General features: G+C 72.5%; 15 protein-coding genes, 1 tRNA gene and 1 pseudogene. 7 read left to right on the top strand and 10 right to left on the bottom strand.

Annotated features, from left to right (window positions below; translation table 11 throughout):
• Positions 1-18 precede the first annotated feature (18 nt).
• The gene (locus IG02_RS0109290) at positions 19-564 is read right to left on the bottom strand and encodes a MarR family winged helix-turn-helix transcriptional regulator (protein ID WP_078854323.1); all 546 of its coding nucleotides are present in this window, start codon (positions 562-564) and stop codon (positions 19-21) included.
• 278 nt (positions 565-842) lie between these two features.
• On the opposite strand from IG02_RS0109290, the gene IG02_RS0109285 reads away from it, so the two are divergent.
• Positions 843-1,052, top strand: a complete 210-nt coding sequence (locus IG02_RS0109285; RefSeq protein ID WP_030744089.1) for a hypothetical protein — start codon at positions 843-845, stop codon at positions 1,050-1,052.
• Between the two features lie 252 nt (positions 1,053-1,304).
• Here IG02_RS0109285 and IG02_RS0109280 read toward each other — a convergent pair whose 3' ends face one another.
• From IG02_RS0109280 to IG02_RS42085, 4 genes are all read right to left on the bottom strand, one after another.
• Positions 1,305-2,189 carry an RNA polymerase sigma factor SigF gene (locus tag IG02_RS0109280; RefSeq protein ID WP_030744087.1) on the bottom strand — a complete coding sequence of 295 codons (885 nt, stop codon included), beginning with the start codon at positions 2,187-2,189 and terminating at the stop codon, positions 1,305-1,307.
• Between the two features lie 233 nt (positions 2,190-2,422).
• Positions 2,423-3,364: an RNA polymerase sigma factor SigF gene (locus tag IG02_RS0109275; RefSeq protein WP_078854363.1), complete on the bottom strand. Its 942-nt coding sequence runs from the start codon at positions 3,362-3,364 to the stop codon at positions 2,423-2,425.
• 206 nt (positions 3,365-3,570) lie between these two features.
• Positions 3,571-3,864 (bottom strand): Dabb family protein, encoded by a 294-nt coding sequence (locus tag IG02_RS0109270; RefSeq protein WP_030744083.1) that lies wholly within the window; start codon positions 3,862-3,864, stop codon positions 3,571-3,573.
• Positions 3,865-3,904: 40 nt separating this feature from the next.
• The gene (locus IG02_RS42085; RefSeq protein ID WP_199813983.1) at positions 3,905-4,069 is read right to left on the bottom strand and encodes a hypothetical protein; all 165 of its coding nucleotides are present in this window, start codon (positions 4,067-4,069) and stop codon (positions 3,905-3,907) included.
• A 567-nt stretch (positions 4,070-4,636) separates the two neighbouring features.
• Here IG02_RS42085 and IG02_RS0109260 point away from each other — a divergent pair.
• Positions 4,637-5,692, top strand: coding sequence for an alpha/beta hydrolase (locus IG02_RS0109260; RefSeq protein ID WP_078854322.1), 1,056 nt, complete (start codon positions 4,637-4,639; stop codon positions 5,690-5,692).
• 163 nt (positions 5,693-5,855) lie between these two features.
• On the top strand, positions 5,856-6,884 hold the full coding sequence (locus IG02_RS0109255) for a helix-turn-helix domain-containing protein (RefSeq protein ID WP_030744079.1): 1,029 nt from the start codon (positions 5,856-5,858) through the stop codon (positions 6,882-6,884).
• 123 nt (positions 6,885-7,007) lie between these two features.
• Here IG02_RS0109255 and IG02_RS0109250 read toward each other — a convergent pair.
• The 4 genes from IG02_RS0109250 to IG02_RS43850 form a co-directional block, all read right to left on the bottom strand.
• Positions 7,008-7,092: transfer RNA gene (locus IG02_RS0109250), tRNA-Ser, on the bottom strand.
• 68 nt (positions 7,093-7,160) lie between these two features.
• The gene (tadA, locus tag IG02_RS0109245) at positions 7,161-7,589 is read right to left on the bottom strand and encodes a tRNA adenosine(34) deaminase TadA (RefSeq protein WP_078854362.1); all 429 of its coding nucleotides are present in this window, start codon (positions 7,587-7,589) and stop codon (positions 7,161-7,163) included.
• A 56-nt stretch (positions 7,590-7,645) separates the two neighbouring features.
• Entirely contained in the window at positions 7,646-8,188 is a 543-nt protein-coding gene (locus tag IG02_RS0109240; protein WP_030744075.1) for a hypothetical protein, read from the bottom strand.
• 403 nt (positions 8,189-8,591) lie between these two features.
• On the bottom strand, positions 8,592-8,960 hold the full coding sequence (locus IG02_RS43850) for a hypothetical protein (RefSeq protein WP_158712266.1): 369 nt from the start codon (positions 8,958-8,960) through the stop codon (positions 8,592-8,594).
• Positions 8,961-9,086: 126 nt separating this feature from the next.
• Here IG02_RS43850 and upp point away from each other — a divergent pair, with 126 nt between their 5' ends.
• Positions 9,087-9,725 (top strand): uracil phosphoribosyltransferase, encoded by a 639-nt coding sequence (gene upp, locus IG02_RS0109230; protein ID WP_030744069.1) that lies wholly within the window; start codon positions 9,087-9,089, stop codon positions 9,723-9,725.
• Positions 9,726-9,854: 129 nt separating this feature from the next.
• A pseudogene (locus tag IG02_RS38965) lies at positions 9,855-10,940 on the top strand (AI-2E family transporter); the annotation flags it as partial.
• A 155-nt stretch (positions 10,941-11,095) separates the two neighbouring features.
• On the opposite strand, the gene IG02_RS40470 reads toward IG02_RS38965, so the two are convergent.
• Positions 11,096-13,744 (bottom strand): ATP-binding SpoIIE family protein phosphatase, encoded by a 2,649-nt coding sequence (locus tag IG02_RS40470; protein WP_234314676.1) that lies wholly within the window; start codon positions 13,742-13,744, stop codon positions 11,096-11,098.
• A gap of 114 nt (positions 13,745-13,858) precedes the next feature.
• On the opposite strand from IG02_RS40470, the gene aspS reads away from it, so the two are divergent.
• Together aspS and IG02_RS0109205 are read left to right on the top strand one after the other, a co-directional pair.
• Positions 13,859-15,631 (top strand): aspartate--tRNA ligase, encoded by a 1,773-nt coding sequence (gene aspS, locus IG02_RS0109210; protein ID WP_030744061.1) that lies wholly within the window; start codon positions 13,859-13,861, stop codon positions 15,629-15,631.
• Positions 15,632-16,090: 459 nt separating this feature from the next.
• The gene (locus tag IG02_RS0109205) at positions 16,091-16,909 is read left to right on the top strand and encodes a L,D-transpeptidase family protein (protein ID WP_051764732.1); all 819 of its coding nucleotides are present in this window, start codon (positions 16,091-16,093) and stop codon (positions 16,907-16,909) included.
• Positions 16,910-17,183 lie beyond the last annotated feature (274 nt).

Raw genomic sequence — 17,183 nt, 5'->3', positions numbered from 1 at the left:
TTCCTTGTCTTACGTCGATTACCGCGTTGGTGTACGGGTGTACGAGACGTCTGCGTGCCCGCGGCCCCCGTGCGGCGGCCGCGGTCCCTGCGTTTCCTGCTCTTCTTGCCGCGACTGGTTCTCGTAGTGCCAGTCGCGGCAGTCGCCGAAGTCGGTGCGGAGCCGGCCCAGCAGGCTGTTGAGCTGCCCGACCTCCTCGTCCGTCCAGTCCGCGAGCCTGGCCGCGAACATGTCGGTCGTCCGCCGGGCCAGCTCGCCGAGCAGGTCCCGCCCCGCCGGGGTGATCCGGAGGATGCGCGAGCGCTTGTCGGAGGGGTCGGACAGCCGCTCGATCCAGCCGCGGTCCGCCGTGTGCGCGACATGTCTGCTGGTCACCGACATGTCCACGGCGAGCAGCTCGGCGAGCCGGCTCATCCGCATCTCGCCGTGCTGTTCCAGCAGGCTCAGCACGGCGGCCGAGCCCCCCGGGCACTCGGCGGGAAGGATGCGGGCCAGCCCTCGCTTGACGACACCGACGGCGCTGAGCTGCCGGGAGAGTTCCGCGTACTGGCTCTGTGCGGCCATGGCCCCTCCGGTCCAGAGAATCTTGTTGCTTAGGGCAACCACAAAACCATAGAAGCTGTTGGTTGCCACAGGCAAACTAAATCGGGCTCTCCGCAGTAAAGGAACGCAAAAGCCTTCGCATGTGTGTGGTCAATACCCGGCGCGGGGGCCTGCGCGGGGGTCCGGGCGAGGCCGTACGAGGCTCTGCGCGCGCGTGAGGGGGTGGGGGGAGCCGTGAGTACCGGACCACCATGGGCCGACGTTGGGCGAGGGCGCCGCATTCGCTAGGGTCCTGGCGTATGGCACACAACTCCCATGCCCCACAGGGCCCCGAGGGTACTCCGGACCCCGCGGGCAGCACTCAGATGTTCCGCGCGTTCGTCGACGACGGCGAGCCGCAGCGCGCCCAGCCCGCGCAGCAGAGCGGCGGACCCAAGGTCGGCTTGATCGTCGGTGTGGTCGCGGTCATCGCGATCCTGGCCGTGGTGGGCTGGCTGGCTCTCGGCTGACCGGTGCCCGGACCCCGGCCCCGGGCCGTCGGGCCCTGGCCGCCGGGCCCCGTACGCCGGAACCCGCTCGCCACGCGGAACGGGTCGTCACGCGGAACGGGTCGTCACGCGGAACCCGCTCGCACGCGGACCCCGGCCATACGCGGACCGCTTGCCGCGCGGAACGGCTCGTACGCGAACCCGCGCATACGCGAAACCCCGCCCGAGAGCTGCCGCCCACGTGAGGGCGGCGGGCGGGGTCCGTGGTCAAGCTCAGTCCGAGATCAGCCCTTCCCGCAGCTGCGCGAGCGTGCGGGTCAGCAGCCGGGAGACATGCATCTGCGAGATGCCGACCTCCTCGCCGATCTGCGACTGCGTCATGTTCGCGAAGAAGCGCAGCATGATGATCTGCCGTTCACGGGGCGGCAGTTTGGCGAGGAGCGGCTTCAACGACTCGCGGTACTCGACGCCCTCCAGCGCCATGTCCTCGTACCCCAGCCGGTCCGCGAGCGAGCCCTCCCCGCCGTCGTCCTCGGGCGAGGGCGAGTCCAGCGAGGAGGCCGTGTACGCGTTGCCGACCGCGAGGCCGTCGACCACGTCCTCCTCCGACACGCCGAGCACGGCGGCGAGTTCCGGAACGGTCGGCGAACGGTCCAGCTTCTGCGCCAGGTCGTCACTGGCCTTGGTGAGCGCGAGGCGCAGCTCCTGGAGCCGGCGCGGCACCCGCACCGACCACGAGGTGTCGCGGAAGAAGCGCTTGATCTCACCCACGACCGTCGGCATCGCGAACGTCGGGAACTCGACGCCCCGTTCGCAGTCGAACCGGTCGATCGCCTTGATCAGACCGATCGTGCCGACCTGGACGATGTCCTCCATCGGCTCGTTGCGGCTGCGGAAGCGGGCGGCGGCGTAGCGCACCAGCGGCAGGTTCAGCTCGATGAGCGTGTCGCGTACGTACGTACGCTCCGGGCTGTCCTGGTCGAGCACGGCGAGCCGCAGGAACAGGGAGCGGGACAGCGTGCGCGTGTCGATGGCTTCCGGCTGGGGCTCGCGTGGCTGCACAACATGGGCGAGAGAGTCGAGAGCATCGAGAGCATGGGGCTCTGGAGAGCTCTTCGCGAGCGTGAGCACCTTCGAGCTGCCCTGTTCTTCGGACATGCCACCCCCTTGAGGTCGCGGACGGTCGCGTCGGCCGCTCCCGTCGGAGGAACGCAGCCTCCACCTGAATACCGGCTGTGGGCCTGCGGCAAACACGGTTCCAGCAGAATGTCACATGTCGGCAACACGCTGTAGTGACTTGTCGACAAGTAAGAGCGGGAAGCGCCCGATTATGGGGTGTTATCTACCTTTTGGTAGAGGGGAGGAAAGGGGGGTGGATATACCCGAGAGGGTTATGCCTCGATCCGGTTTGCGGATCGCAATCGCGCAAAGCTTCGGGCGAGCAGTCGTGACACGTGCATCTGGGAGACGCCCAGCTCCTGGCTGATTTGCGACTGCGTCAGATTGTTGTAGTAACGGAGCATCAGGATCCGCTGCTCCCTCTCCGGCAGCTGTACGAGCAGATGGCGGACCAGGTCGCGGTGCTCGACCCCGGCCAGCGCCGGGTCCTCGTAGCCCAGCCGGTCCAGCAGGCCGGGCAGCCCGTCGCCCTCCTGGGCGGCCTCCAGGGAGGTCGCGTGGTACGACCGGCCCGCCTCGATGCAGGCCAGCACCTCCTCCTCGGAGATCTTCAGCCGCTCGGCGATCTCCGCCGTCGTCGGGGAGCGGCCGTGCGCGGTGGTCAGGTCCTCCGTCGCGCCCGTGACCTGGACCCACAGTTCGTGCAGCCGGCGCGGTACGTGGACGGTCCGTACGTTGTCCCGGAAGTACCGCTTGATCTCGCCGACGACGGTCGGCATCGCGAAGGTGGGGAACTGCACCCCCCGGTCCGGGTCGAACCGGTCGATGGCGTTGATCAGGCCGATCGTGCCGACCTGGATGACGTCCTCCATCGGCTCGTTGCGGCTGCGGAAGCGGGCGGCGGCGTAGCGCACCAGCGGCAGGTTCGCCTCGATGAGCGCCCCGCGTACCCGGGCGTGCTCGTCGCTGCCCGGTTCGAGGTGCTTGAGCCGGCCGAAGAGCACCTGGGTCAGGGCCCTGGTGTCGGCGCCCCGGGCCTGTCCGGTGGGGGGTGTGGCGGCAGGAGCCGTGGCGGCGGGGGCGGGGGAGTCCGCGGGAGGGCCTGGGGGGGTGGTCGCGGGTGAGCTCCCCGAGGGGCTCGTAGAGGGGTCGGGTGCCGAGGAGGGGGCGGTCTCGGTCCGGGGCGACAGGTGGGGCGTAGTACTGGCCGGCACGGTCACGCCACCCCTTTGTGGTCGACTAGGTCAACTCGTCCGTCTCATCGGTCAAAAGCGGTCATAGCATCACAAGACATGTCCAGTGTGTGCAAGCACCCGTTAAAACCGTGTTGGCGACGCTGTGGTGGCAATTTTCGGGATTAAACCCGAAAGCCCCACACGGAAGGGTGTGGGGCTTGGAGAGGGGTCGGTGCGGGGCGCGGTCAGAACTCGTAGTCGGCGATCACCCAGGTGGCGAATTCACGCCACTGTCCGACGCCCGCCTGGTGGGCGGGGTGGTCCAGATAGCGCTGGAGCGCGGCGCGGTCGGCGACCGCGCTGTTGATGGCGAAGTCGTAGGCGATCGGCCGGTCGCTGACGTTCCAGCCGCACTCCCAGAACTCCACCTCCGGGACCTGCGCGCCGAGCTCCTCAAACGCCTTCGCGCCGGCGGCCACGCGCGGCTCGTCGCGCGAGACGCCGTCATTGAGCTTGAAAAGGACCAGGTGACGGATCAAGGGGGCTCCTCGGGCCTTGCCGGGGGCGGGGCGGACAGGCCTAGTTGACCAGCGCGGTCATGAACTCGCCGACACCCTGCGCGGCGCTCGAAATGCCTTCGAACCCTACCCCGACGAGGTCGGCTGCCCGGTCCGGGGATGTGATGATCGTGTACAGGACGAACACGACGACCGCGTAGAGCGCGATCTTCCTCGCTTGCGCCATCCGTCCGCTTCCTCCCCCTGGCACCCGTGTGCGGTTGCGAGAGTCTAACCATATGAACGTGCGGGACCGGAGGGCCGCCCGCGCAGGCCCCTCGGCCCCCTCCCTCGGGGACGGGCCGGGCGCCCCTTCTCAGCTCCCTCGGAGCCGCCCCTTCTCGTTTTGGGGACGAAAGTCCTGCCGCCCGAGGTCCTTCGCCGGGTGGCGCACGACGCCGGGGAGCGCACGCTGGAAGGGAGCCGGCGGATCCGGCAGGGATCCGCCGGCGAGGAACCGGCCTCCACTGCGGGGCCCGCGCCCCGGTTTCTTCCCCTGGCCGCGGCGCGGGCTTACAGGCCCGGTTCTCATCAGGGGGAGCGGTCTGTCTTCCCCCCGACGCCGCTCCCCCTGACCCATTCCCGGCGCGGGAACGGCATTCCGCTTCCCGGCGCGAGAACGGCATTCCGCGACGTCGCGGCAACCGCCGTCCGGCGGGTTTTGCCCGCCGGACGGCGCTGCCCGCGGGCTTCGGCCGGGAGGCAGCATGGCCGCATCGGCCACGAGGGTGTGGCCGCGAGCCGGGGAGAGCCGATGAACGCTGTTCCGTCCGCCGACGTGTCCGGAGCATCCGGGACAAGCCGGGTAGGGGAGCCCGCCGACGTGGAGGACCAGCCCGTCGGGCCGCCGCCACCGTTCGATTCCGAACTGGCGGCCGGGCTGGAGGTGATCGTCAAGCAGCTGCCGACCGCGTTCCGGCTCGAGGACCTTCCCGCGCTGCGAGAGGGCGCCGGGGTGTCGCGTCCGTCGGACGAGGACCTGCGGCAGGACGGCGCCTTCGACATCGAGGAGCGTACGGTGCCGGGCCCGGCCGGTGAAGCGGACATATCCCTGCTCATCTGCAGGCCCGCCGAGGTGTCCGCCGACACGCCGCTGCCCGCCCTCTACAACATCCACGGGGGCGGAATGATCCTCGGGGACAACAGGACCGGCCTGGAGACCATGCTCTACCGGGCGCGGGAACTGCGCCTGGTCGTGGTGTCGGTGGAGTACCGCCTGGCCCCCGAGCACCCCCATCCGGCGCCGGTCGAGGACGCGTACGCCGGGCTGGTCTGGACCGCCGGACACGCCGCGGAACTGGGGATCGACCCCGACCGGATCGTGGTGGCCGGCGGCAGCGCCGGGGGCGGTCTCGCCGCGGCCGTCGCGCTGCTGGCACGTGACCGGGGCGGGCCGGCCCTGGCCGGTCAGATGCTGCTGTGTCCGATGCTCGACGACCGCAACGACACCCCGTCCAGCCGGCAGATGGCCGGTCTCGGCGTGTGGGACCGTGCGGCGAACCACATGGGGTGGACGGCTCTGCTGGGCGAGCGGCGTGGCGGCCCCGATGTGTCCCCGTACGCCGCTCCGGCCCGCGCCACGGACCTGTCCGGGCTGCCTCCCGCGTTCATCGACGTCGGCTCCGCGGAGACCTTCCGGGACGAGGACGTCGCGTACGCCGTGCGGCTGTGGCAGGCGGGCGGCCAGGCCGAGTTGCATGTGTGGCCGGGCGGGTTCCACGGATTCGAGGGCCTGGTCCCGCAGGCCGCGATATCCCAGGACGCCCGCAACGCACAGGGGCTCTGGCTGCGGAGGCTGCTCGGGGTCTGACGGGTCCGGCCGGTGAGGGGCCGTGCCGCGGAGGGTGTCCCGGCCGGTGGGCCGGCCCTGCCGCGGAGCGGTTCCCGGCCGACGGGCCGGCCCGGACGGGGGTTCGTCACGGACGCTCGGAGAGCGCTTGGCATCCCCCGGCCGAAGACGCAGGATGACCCTTGTGAAGGAGCTCGCGGGCAAGCTGGCGGCGCTCGACCCGGACGCCGGCGCCGCGCTCCGGGTGATCGCGTACTTCGACCGACTGGTCGAGGGGCGCGCGAGCCTGGAAGCACTGGTGCGGGGCGCCGCGGTGCTGTCCGGCTGCCCCGCCCGGCTGGTGGACGAGGAGCGTGGCGTACGCGTCCGTGTCACCGCCGACGGCGTGCGCACCGACCGCCGGGACGGCGCCGGGCCGGTCGACCCCGCGTGGATGGCCGCCCCGCTGGCGCCGGGCGGCGCCCCGGCGCTGTGGCTGGAGCGGCCGGGACCGCCCGGCGGGGTGCACGCGATGGTGCTGGAGCGGGCTTCGGCCGCCGCCCGCGAGGTCCTCGACCGGACGCGGGGCCGGGCTCCGGCGGGCGAACGGGGCGCTGATCCGGCCTCGGTCGAGGTGCTGCTGGACCGTTCCGCCCCGGAACCGGCCCGCCGGCGAGCCGCCCGTCTGCTGGGCCTGCGGACCACGGGGACGGCCCGCGCCGTGGCCCCGGCCGGAGCCGCGCTCCTGGTCGAGGCGGTGCCCGTCCCGGGCGGGCGTGCCGCCGCGGCCGAGGGCCCGCGCGCGGGGATCGGCCCGGCGGTGCCCGTGCTCGACCTGCCCGAATCGGCGGTCGCGGCCAGGACCGCCCTCCGCTTCACCGCGGAGGGCACGGACCGGGACCCGGGCCCCCGCACGGTGTACGCGGACGAGCTGGGCGGCCTCGCCCCGCTGGCGGAGACCGTCGGCCCCGGGACCGAACCGATTCCGGACGTACGGGCACTGGAGCGTGCCGTCGCGTCCGCTCCGTGGGCCGCCCGTACGCTCCACTCCTTCGCGTTCGCCATGAGCCTGCGCACCGCGGCGGCCGAACTGACCCTGCACCACTCCACGCTGCAGGGGAGGCTGACGCAGGCGGAACGCTGGCTCGGCTGGCCCGTGCACGACCCGCGGGGGCGGCTGCGTCTCCAGCTCGCCCTCACCCTGTGGCGACTGCACCGCACCCACGGCCTCTGATCCGGCCGGTGGCGTGCCGGGCCGGGGGCGTCGTCGGGGTTCCACTCGGAGCAACTGAGACGGGAACTGAGACGGAAGCCGAAGAGGCGCCCGGTTCAATGAACCGGGCGCCTCTTCTACCTGCGGTAGCGGAGGGATTTGAACCCTCGGTGACTTGCGCCACACTCGCTTTCGAGGCGAGCTCCTTCGGCCGCTCGGACACGCTACCGGGAGAGATCCTAGCCCAAGGTGGGCCGTGGTTCGAAATCGGTATCCGGGGCCGCCCGCGCGGGTGTCTCAGCGGTCGCGGAAGAACGCCGTCAGCAGCGCCGCGCACTCCTCGGCCAGTACGCCGTGGATCACCTCGGGCCGGTGGTTGAGCCGGCGGTCCCGTACGACGTCCCAGAGTGAGCCGGCCGCGCCCGCCTTCTCGTCGAGCGCGCCGAAGACGAGGCGGTCCACCCGGGACTGGACGATCGCCCCCGCGCACATCGTGCACGGTTCCAGCGTCACCACGAGCGTGCAGCCGGTCAGCCGCCAGGCGCCGAGGCGGCCGGCCGCCCGGCGGAGCGCGAGGACCTCCGCGTGGGCCGTCGGGTCGCCGGTCGCCTCGCGTTCGTTGCGGCCCGTGGCGATCAGCTGCCCGGCCGGGTCGAGCACGACCGCCCCGACCGGTACGTCACCGGACCCGGCCGCCCGCGCCGCCTCGTCCAGGGCACGGCGCATGGACGCCCGCCAGGGTTCCCGTACCGGATCGGGCGCCGGGGTGTGCGGGGGGAGCACTAGCGGACGGTCTCCAGTACGTCGGCGGCCCCCAGTGCTTCCGCGATCTCGGCCATCGCGTCGGACTCCAGCGCCAGCAGTTCGGCCCCGGACAGCCCGAGGTCCGCCAGGATCTCCCGGTCGCCGATGGCGCCCGTGGGCACGGTCTCCCCGTCCGCCACGAGGGCGTCGCCGGTGTCCGCGTACTCGTCGTCGGCCCCGCCCGGCTCGCCGTCCTCCGTACCGTCGAGGTCGAGCGTGTCCAGGTCGTCGGCCGGGTCGTTGTCCTTGTCGATCAGTTCGTCGATGAGGATCTCCCCGTACGAGGAGCGGGCGGCCGCGGCCGCGTCGGAGACGTAGATACGAGGGTCTTCCTCGCCTTCCACACGGACGATGCCGAACCAGGCGTCCTCCTGCTCGATGAAGACGAGGACCGTGTCCTCGTCCACCGAGGCCTCGCGGGCCAGGTCGGCCAGATCGGCCAGGGTCTCCACATCGTCGAGCTCTGTATCGCTCGCTTCCCACCCGTCTTCGGTGCGCGCGAGCAGTGCGGCGAAGTACACCGTGACTCTCCCACTGGTCAGAGGTGTGACGATCCGGCGGTGCGCTGTCCCGCCCCGCCCACTCGGCATCGTGGCAGAAACGAGCGCTTCGCGAGAGGTCTTCAGGCGTTGCGTCGGGGAGCCACCTTAATTTGGCTCCCTGTTCGGACCTGGCGCCGGACGGCCTCACTGCGGCCCCGGGATCGGGCGAGGGCCGTGAGCTGACCGTACACGCGCCTCGCACATCGTCCACACATGGCCCGCGCGTCCCGGCGTGGCTCGCGCGTGTGGCCGACAGCCGGAACGGGCGGCGAGGGTGTTGAGCGGGGCGGCCTTTTGGCGCGGAGTGGCCGGTGGCACCTGGCGGCGACACAGGGGCGGCCGGTGGTGGCCCGGTGGTGGCGCGGCCGGTGCCGGGGCCGGATCACCAGCGGAAGGTGCGCATCCGCATCTGCTGGCGCAGGCGCGCGGTGCGGGCCTTGCGGGGCTTCACGCGCTCGCGCAGCGCCTTCGCCTCGTGCAGCTCCCGCAGGAACTGCGCACGCCTGCGGCGGCGCTCGGCCTCGGTCTCGGCCTCCGTGGGCTCCGTCTCCGTCTCCGGCTCGGTCCGGCCGCCGGCGTCGGCAGGTGCCGGGATTTCCGCAGGCACCGGGGTTTCCGTCGCGCTCCCGCTCGACGCCCCGTCCCCGGTGTCGTGCCCGGCCCGCCCCGCGGCCCCGGCCCCGCTGTCCCCGGGCCCTGCCCCGTCGAGGGCGGTGCGCCCGCCCTCGACGCCTCGCTCGTTGTCCGGCATCGGCATCTCCCCACCCCCGGCCGCGTCCGTAGGCTTTCTCACCTTCCCTCCCGGCGGGCGGTTGATGCCCATTTCGGGTCTTGGTCGCAGCGCGTACGGTCTTGGCCCCCGGTTACTGTGGTCGGCATGCGGATTCACGTCGTCGACCACCCGCTGGTGGCGCACAAACTCACCACGCTGCGCGATCGGCGCACCGACTCCCCCACCTTCCGGCGGCTCGCCGACGAGCTGGTGACCCTGCTCGCGTACGAGGCCACCCGGGACGTCAGGACCGAACAGGTCGACATCGACACCCCGGTGACGGCCACGACCGGCGTGAAGCTCTCGCACCCCCGGCCCCTGGTGGTCCCGATCCTGCGGGCCGGGCTCGGCATGCTGGACGGCATGGTCCGGCTGCTGCCGACGGCCGAGGTGGGCTTCCTCGGCATGATCCGCAACGAGGAGACGCTCCAGGCGTCCACGTACGCGAGCCGTATGCCCGAGGACCTCTCGGGCCGTCAGGTGTACGTCCTCGACCCCATGCTGGCGACCGGCGGAACGCTCGTCGCGGCCATACAGGAGCTGATCAAGCGCGGCGCGGACGATGTGACGGCCGTGGTCCTGCTGGCGGCGCCGGAGGGCGTCGAGGTGATGGAGCGGGAGCTGGCGGGGACGCCGGTGACGGTCGTGACGGCGGCGGTGGACGAGCGGCTGAACGAGAACGGGTACATCGTGCCCGGGCTGGGCGACGCGGGGGACCGGATGTACGGGACCGCGGGGTTCTGACGGGAAGCTGAACGGCGCACCGCCCCCGGCCTCCGTGCCGGAGGCCGTGCCCCGTACGGGGCTGCCGGGGGTCACTCGCGCGGTGGCGGTCCGGGGGACACCCCGTGCGGGCCGTGGTCGGGTGGAGACGTGCTGCTGCCCGAGAGCGTTCGCCGTCTCGCCGCCTGGTGCGGCGTCGTACTGCTCGTCGCCGGGGTCGGGGCCGTGGCGATCTGGTTGTGCGTGACCTTCAAGACCGCCGTCACCCCCGTCCTGCTCGCTCTCCTCGGCACCGCCCTGCTCCGGCCGTTCCACCGCCGGCTCGTGGCCGTCAAGGTGAACCGCTCGGTCGCCGCCGCGCTCACCTGCGTCGCGGTGGTGGCCGTCGTCGGGGGCGCCGGATACATCGTCGTCAGCGCGCTGTTCGACACCGGAGACCAGATCGTCGCGTCCCTGCGGCAGATCGCCACGAGCGTGACCTCGCACTTCGGCGCCGCCGGGACCTCGCTCGACGATCTGCTGAAGAACGCCAAGAGCCTGCTCGGCAAGTTCGGTGCCACCGCCGCCTCCGGCGTGCTCACCGGCATCAGCGTCGTCGGCGAGCTGATCGCCACCGCCGTTCTCGCGCTCCTGCTCATGTTCTTCTTCCTGCGCGACTCCGACCGCACGCTGCGCGCCCTCAAGTCGCTCGCCCCGCACCACACGGCCGCCACCGTCGAGGCCATGGCCCGCCGCGCCTTCGAGGCCGTCGAGGGGTTCATGCGCGGCACCACCGTCATCGCGCTCATCGACGCCGTCCTCATCACCGTGGGGCTGCTCGTCCTGCGCGTGCCGGGAGCCGTCGGGCTGGGCGCGCTGGTGTTCGTCGGCGCGTACATCCCCTACCTCGGCGCGTTCCTCTCGGGCGCCGTCGCCGTGCTGGTCGCGCTCGCCGACCGGGGCTGGGTGATCGGGCTCTGGACGCTCGGGGTGGTGCTCGCCGTGCAGGTGCTGGAGGGGCACGTGCTCCAGCCGGCCGTCCAGAGCCGTACGGTCCAGATGCACCCCGCCGTGGTGATGCTCGCGATCACGGCGGGCGCGACCGTCGCCGGGATCCTCGGGATGCTGCTCGCCGTACCGCTGACGGCCGCCGCGTTCGGTGTCCTCTCGGAGCTGCGACGGCGGTACGGGGACGGCGGTGGCGACGACGGGCACGAACGTCATGACGGGCCGGGCGGTCCCGGCGCCGACCCCGGCCGCCCCGGGACGGGGTCCGGTGGTGGTCCCGGCCACCCCGGTACGGGGTCCGGTGGGCCGGGCCGCCCCGGTACGGGCTCCGGTGGTCCCGGCCACCCCGGTACGGGGACCGACGCCGGCTTCGGCCGCCCGGGGACGGGGTCCGGTGGTCCCGGCTATCCCGGTCCCGGCGGTCCCGCCGCCGGCCCGGGCGGCTCCGGCGGCGCTCCGGGCCGGACCGGCCGGGATTCCGGGGCCCCCGCCCCCTCCTCGCCCTTCTCCCTCTCCTCGTCCTCCTCGCGCTCGCGGAGTTCGAACCAGATCGACTTGCCCTCCCCGCGCGGATCCACCCCCCACGCGTCCGCCAGCATCCCCAGCAGCACCAGTCCCCGCCCGCCGGACGCCAGCTCGCCCGGGGTGCGTACGTGCGGCAGTTCGTCGCTGGTGTCGGCGACCTCGACCCGTAGCCGCCGCTCCCCCCGCGCGCCTCTCACCTCCGCGTACAGCAGCGCGTCCCCGTCGGTGTGCACCAGGACGTTCGTCGCCATCTCGGAGACCATCAGCTCGGCCGCGTCGAGCTGCTCCGCGTTCTCCCAGTCGTGCAGCAGCATGCACAGCTGCCGGCGGGCGTCCGCGATCCGCTCCGGCTCGGCCTGGGCGACGGTCAGCGCGATACGGCGCGGCGGTGCCGGCGCCCGCCCGGCCCCCGTACCCGCCGTGCCCGCGTCCCCGCCCGTACCCGCGCCGAGGGCCGTGCCGTCGAAAGCCGCCCCCGCGCCCGTACGGCCCTCCGGCAGGTCCCTGCCGAGCAGCAGCAGGGCGACGTCGTCCTCGCGGCGGTCCGGCAGCGGCCCGGTCGTGTAGTGCGAGGCCGGGCCGTGCACCGCCTGGACCAGGTCGTCGGCGAGCTTCTCCAGCGCCGCCTCGCCGGTCCCGCCGGCCGCCTCCAGGACCGGCCGCAGCCGGGCCCAGCCGGTCGCCAGGTCGTGCCCGCCCGTCTCGATCAGGCCGTCCGTGCACAGCATGAGCGTCTCGCCCGGGTCCAGCACGAGCCTGGTCGTCGGGTAGTCGGAGTCCTCCTCGATGCCGAGCGGCAGTCCGCCCGCAGTCTCCCGTACGACCGCCATCCCGTCCGCCGTACGGATCACCGGGTCGGGATGACCGGCGCGGGCGATCTCGATGATCCCGGTCTCCGGGTCCACCTCCAGGTAGAGGCAGGTCGCGAAGCGCGGGCCGGAGACGATGTACTCCTCGTCGGTCAGGTCGGTCACGCCGCCGGCCCCGCTCCCGGCCCCGGCCCCGCTCCCGCCTCCGCCGACGGCTCCCGTACGAGCGGTGCCCGCGCCGGCGTCCCGGCCGCCCGGAACCGCCTGTGCCGGGTACTCCTGGAGCCCGACCAGGAAACGCGAGGCGCGTGCGAGGACGGCGTCCGGCCGGTGGCCCTCCGAGGCGTACGCCCGCAGCGCGGTCCGCAACTGCCCCATCAGGCCCGCCGCCCGTACGTCATGCCCCTGTACGTCCCCGATGACCAGCGCGAACCGGCCCGGGCGACCCTCCGCCCCGGACCGCCCGCCCGCCCCGGACCGCCCGCCCGGCAGCGGGATCATGTCGTACCAGTCGCCGCCGACCTGGAGGCCGCCGCCGGTCGGCACGTACCGCGCCACCACCGTCATCCCCGGCACCTGGAGCCCGAGCGTGGGCATCATCGAGCGCTGGAGGCCCAGGGACAGCTCGCGCTCGGACTCGACGGTCCCGGCGCGGTCCAGCGCCTGCGCCAGCATCCGTGCCACCGTCGTCAGGACGGACCGCTCGTCGGGGGAGAAGGCGACCCGGTGCTTGAAGGCGGCCATCCAGGTGCCGAGCGTGCGGCCCGCCACGACGAGCGGGAGGAAGGCCCAGGAGCGGCGTTCGAAGCGCTGGACGTAATGCCAGGTGGAGGGATAGCGGGCGCGGTACGACTCCGGCGTGGGCAGATAGACGGCCCGCCCGGTCCGTACCACCTCGGCCGCCGGATAGTCGGTGTCGAGCGTCATCTCCTGGAACGGCACCACGTCGTCGGCCGTGTGCCCGTGGTGCCCGATGATGGTGAGCCGTCCGGCGGACGCGGTGGTCGCTGCCGGGCCCGGCGTTCTCGTGGCGCCCGGGCCGTCCGGGTCGCTCGGTCCGTCCGGTCCGTCCGGGCCGCCCGAGCCTTCGGCCGCACCTGCCGTGCCGGCCGCGCCCGCCGCACTCGTCGCACCCGTCGCACCCGTCGTACCCGGCGCCCCCGGGAGGGCCGTGACGCTGAAGACCGCCAGCCCGTCCGGCGAGAAGCCCGGCATCGACAGCGACGCGGCGACCCGCAGCACCTCCTCCGTGGACCGCGCCTCGGCCAGCGCCCGCCCCGCGTCCAGCAGGAACGCCTCGCGCGAGCGGCGCCAGTCGCCGGTGACCGGCCCGCCCTCCACCGTCCTCCCCGGCTGGGGCTCGGCGACCTCCTGGACCGTGCCGTACATGACGAAGTCGCGCCGCCCGTCCTCGTGGGAGGTGACGACCGGCTTGGCCCGGGACCGCACCGTCCGCAGCACCCGGCCGTTCCCGTCCATGATCCGCAGCCGGGCCTCGGCGAGGGTCTCCTCGGCGATGGCGAGGTGCACGATGCCGTCGACCTCGTTCCAGTCGACGGGGTGGAAGCGGGCGCGGGCCTCGCTCTCGGACAGGACGGCGGGCTCCGCGGGCAGCCCGAGCAGGCGGGCCGCCTCCGCGTCGAGGGTGACCGTCCTGGACACGGTGTCCCACCGCCACAGTCCCGTTGCGATGGCGGCCAGGAGATCCTCGGTGCGCATTGCCCCACTTTATGAAGATGTGTGCATGCATTGCCACCGAGGGTGCCCCGTCACCCGGGCGGTAGCCTTGTATCTTCCGGCCCCTCCCGACTTGCTAAGACTGGATGAACGACGATGCATCGGTACAGGTCCCACACCTGCGGCGAGCTCCGCGCCTCTGACGTCGGCACCGACGTCCGACTGAGCGGCTGGCTGCACAATCGCCGAGACCTGGGCGGCATCCTCTTCATCGATCTGCGGGACCACTACGGTCTGGTCCAGCTGGTCGCCCGCCCCGGCACCCCCGCGAACGAGGAGCTGTCCAAGCTCACCAAGGAGACCGTCGTCCGCGTCGACGGCACGGTCTCCGCGCGCGGTGCGGAGAACGTCAACCCGGAGCTGCCCACCGGCGAGATCGAGATCGAGGTCTCGGAGGTCGAGATCCTCGGCTCGGCGGGCCCGCTGCCGTTCACGATCAACACCGAGGACGGCGTCAACGAGGAGCGCCGCCTGGAGTACCGCTTCCTCGACCTGCGCCGAGAGCGCATGCACCGCAACATCATGCTGCGCACGGCCGTCATCTCCGCCATCCGGCACAAGATGACCGCGCTCGGCTTCAACGAGATGGCGACCCCGATCCTCACCGCGACCTCTCCCGAGGGCGCTCGTGACTTCGTGGTGCCCTCGCGGCTGAACCCCGGCAAGTTCTACGCGCTGCCGCAGGCCCCGCAGCAGTTCAAGCAGCTGCTGATGATCTCGGGCTTCGACCGCTACTTCCAGATCGCCCCGTGCTTCCGTGACGAGGACGCCCGCGCCGACCGCTCGCCCGGCGAGTTCTACCAGCTCGACGTCGAGATGAGCTTCGTCGAGCAGGAGGACGTCTTCCGGCCGATCGAGAAGCTGATGACGGAGCTGTTCGAGGAGTTCGGCGGCGGCCGCCATGTCACCTCGCCGTTCCCGCGGATCCCGTACCGGGAGTCCATGCTCAAGTACGGCAACGACAAGCCGGACCTGCGCGCCCGGCTGGAGCTGGTGGACATCTCGGACGTCTTCGAGGGCTCCGAGTTCAAGGCGTTCGCCGGCAAGCACGTGCGCGCGCTGCCGGTGCCGGACACGGCGGGCCAGTCGCGCAAGTTCTTCGACGGGCTCGGTGAGTACGCCGTCGAGCAGGGCGCGAAGGGGCTGGCCTGGGTCCGGGTCGGCGACGACGGCGCGCTGAGCGGCCCGATCGCCAAGTTCCTCACCGAGGAGAACGTCAAGGTCCTCACCGAGCGGCTGTCCCTGGTCCCCGGCCACGCGGTCTTCTTCGGCGCGGGCGAGTTCGACGAGGTCTCGAAGATCATGAGCGCGGTGCGGGTCGAGGCCGCGAAGCGCGCCGGGCACTTCGAGGAGGGCGTCTTCCGGTTCTGCTGGATCGTCGACTTCCCGATGTACGAGAAGGACGAGGACACCGGGAAGATCGACTTCTCGCACAACCCGTTCTCGATGCCGCAGGGCGGCCTGGAGGCCCTGGAGACCCAGGACCCGCTGGACGTCCTGGCGTGGCAGTACGACATCGTCTGCAACGGGATCGAGCTGTCGTCGGGCGCGATCCGTAACCACAAGCCGGAGCTGATGCTCAAGGCGTTCGAGATCGCGGGCTACGACCGGGAGACCGTGGAACACGAGTTCGCGGGCATGCTCCGCGCCTTCCGCCTCGGCGCCCCGCCGCACGGCGGCATCGCACCGGGCGTGGACCGTATCGTCATGCTGCTGGCGGACGAGCCGAACATCCGGGAGACGATCGCCTTCCCGCTGAACGGCAACGCGCAGGACCTGATGATGGGCGCGCCCACGGAGCTGGAGGAGAGCCGGCTGCGGGAGCTGAACATCGCGCTGCGCAAGCCGGTGGCGAAGCCGGGGGACTGACGCGGGATGAGCCGCGCGGTGTGCGCGGGATGAGCCGCGCGGTGCGTGCCGGCTCGGAGCGAGTGTGAGGGGCTGGGGGCCGTACGGGGTACGGCCCCCAGCCTCTTGCGCCGAGAGCGCCCGCGGCTGCGTGCGTGTCCGGTGGTGAGAGCCGGGAGGTCGGCCGCGGTGCCGCGACCGCGCCCGTCAACGGGCGACCGTCGGGCGGCCGGTGGGCGCGCTCCGTGTGTCTCGTGGGGGCCCGGCCCGGGCTGGGGCCGCCTCATCGAGGTGTCTCACGGCACGTTGAACGCTGCCCGACTCGGCAAGACGGTCGTACAGGGGATGGTGATGACGCGCCGGGGGCCGTCGGGGATGTCCGTACGATGACCGGCGGCGCAGACTTCGGCACGTGGGCGGAACCTGTCCCGGCGTCAGGGACAGGCGATCCGACGACGAGACACGAAAGGGGCCGCGCACATGCCCGACCGCTCCCCTCGTCCCGTACACCGGCTCCGGCCGGTCGGGAGCCTGTTGCCCGCCGCCTGGCTGCTGGCCGTCGGACTGCTCGTCACCGGCTGTGCGGGCCCGGCCGGTTCCGCCGACGCCCCCGGCCGGGCCGACGCCTCCGCCCAGGTGGACAACGCGGGGCCCGCCGCGAGCGGGGGCCCCAGTCAGCTCGTGATGGCACCGCGCGCACTCGAACCCGAGGAGATCCCCGGCCTCGGCGCGGCGACCCGCGCCGCGATCCCGTCGAAGACCTCCCAGGCCGTGGTGGTGACCGGCGCCGACCGGGACTCCGACCGGTCCGCCGTCCGGGTCTACGAGCGCGATCCGGACACCGGCTGGCAGCCCGCCTCCGACGAGTGGCCCGCCCACAACGCCGTGCGCGGCTGGACCGACGACCACCGGGTGGGCGACCTGCGCAGCCCCATCGGGGTGTTCGGGCTCACGGACGCGGGCGGCAGGCTCGCCGATCCCGGCACGAAGCTTCCGTACGACCGGGGGCCCGCCTTCACGGCGACCGGCAACGGGGCCCAGGGGGAGCCGCTGGCGGGGTCCTTCGACTACGTCGTCGCCATCAACTACAACAGGAAGCCCGGCACCACCCCGCTCGACTGGACCCGGCCGCTCGGCGCGGAGAAGGGCGGGGGCATCTGGCTCCATGTGGACCACGGAGGCGCGACCCAGGGCTGTGTCTCGCTGCCGCGCGAGCGGATGAGGGAACTGCTGCGGCTGCTCGACCCGGCGAAGCGGCCGGTGGTGGTGATGGGGGACTGGAACGCGCTCGGCCGGTGAGCGGGCGAGCGCGCCCCGATGTTCGGACCACGTGACGGTCGGACCATCTGATGGTCGCCGATCCGGTGATCGGACTGATGGGACTGATCAGACGGTCCGGTGAGCGTTTGGCCCGTTGGTCCGCCGATCGGTTGGTCCGCTGAACCGTTGAACAGCTTGTTCGCTGGTCCGGAAAACCTGTTCTCCGACGGAGTGCACATATGGCGATGTGCTGATCAGGGCGTCCGAGTATCCGAGCATCCGGATACCTCACTGGCGGGCGCTCGGGCGGCGG

This window comes from Streptomyces sp. NRRL F-5135, from assembly GCF_000719775.1.
Classification (GTDB): domain Bacteria; phylum Actinomycetota; class Actinomycetes; order Streptomycetales; family Streptomycetaceae; genus Streptomyces; species Streptomyces hebeiensis.
This window is presented reverse-complemented; position numbering and strand designations above follow the sequence as displayed.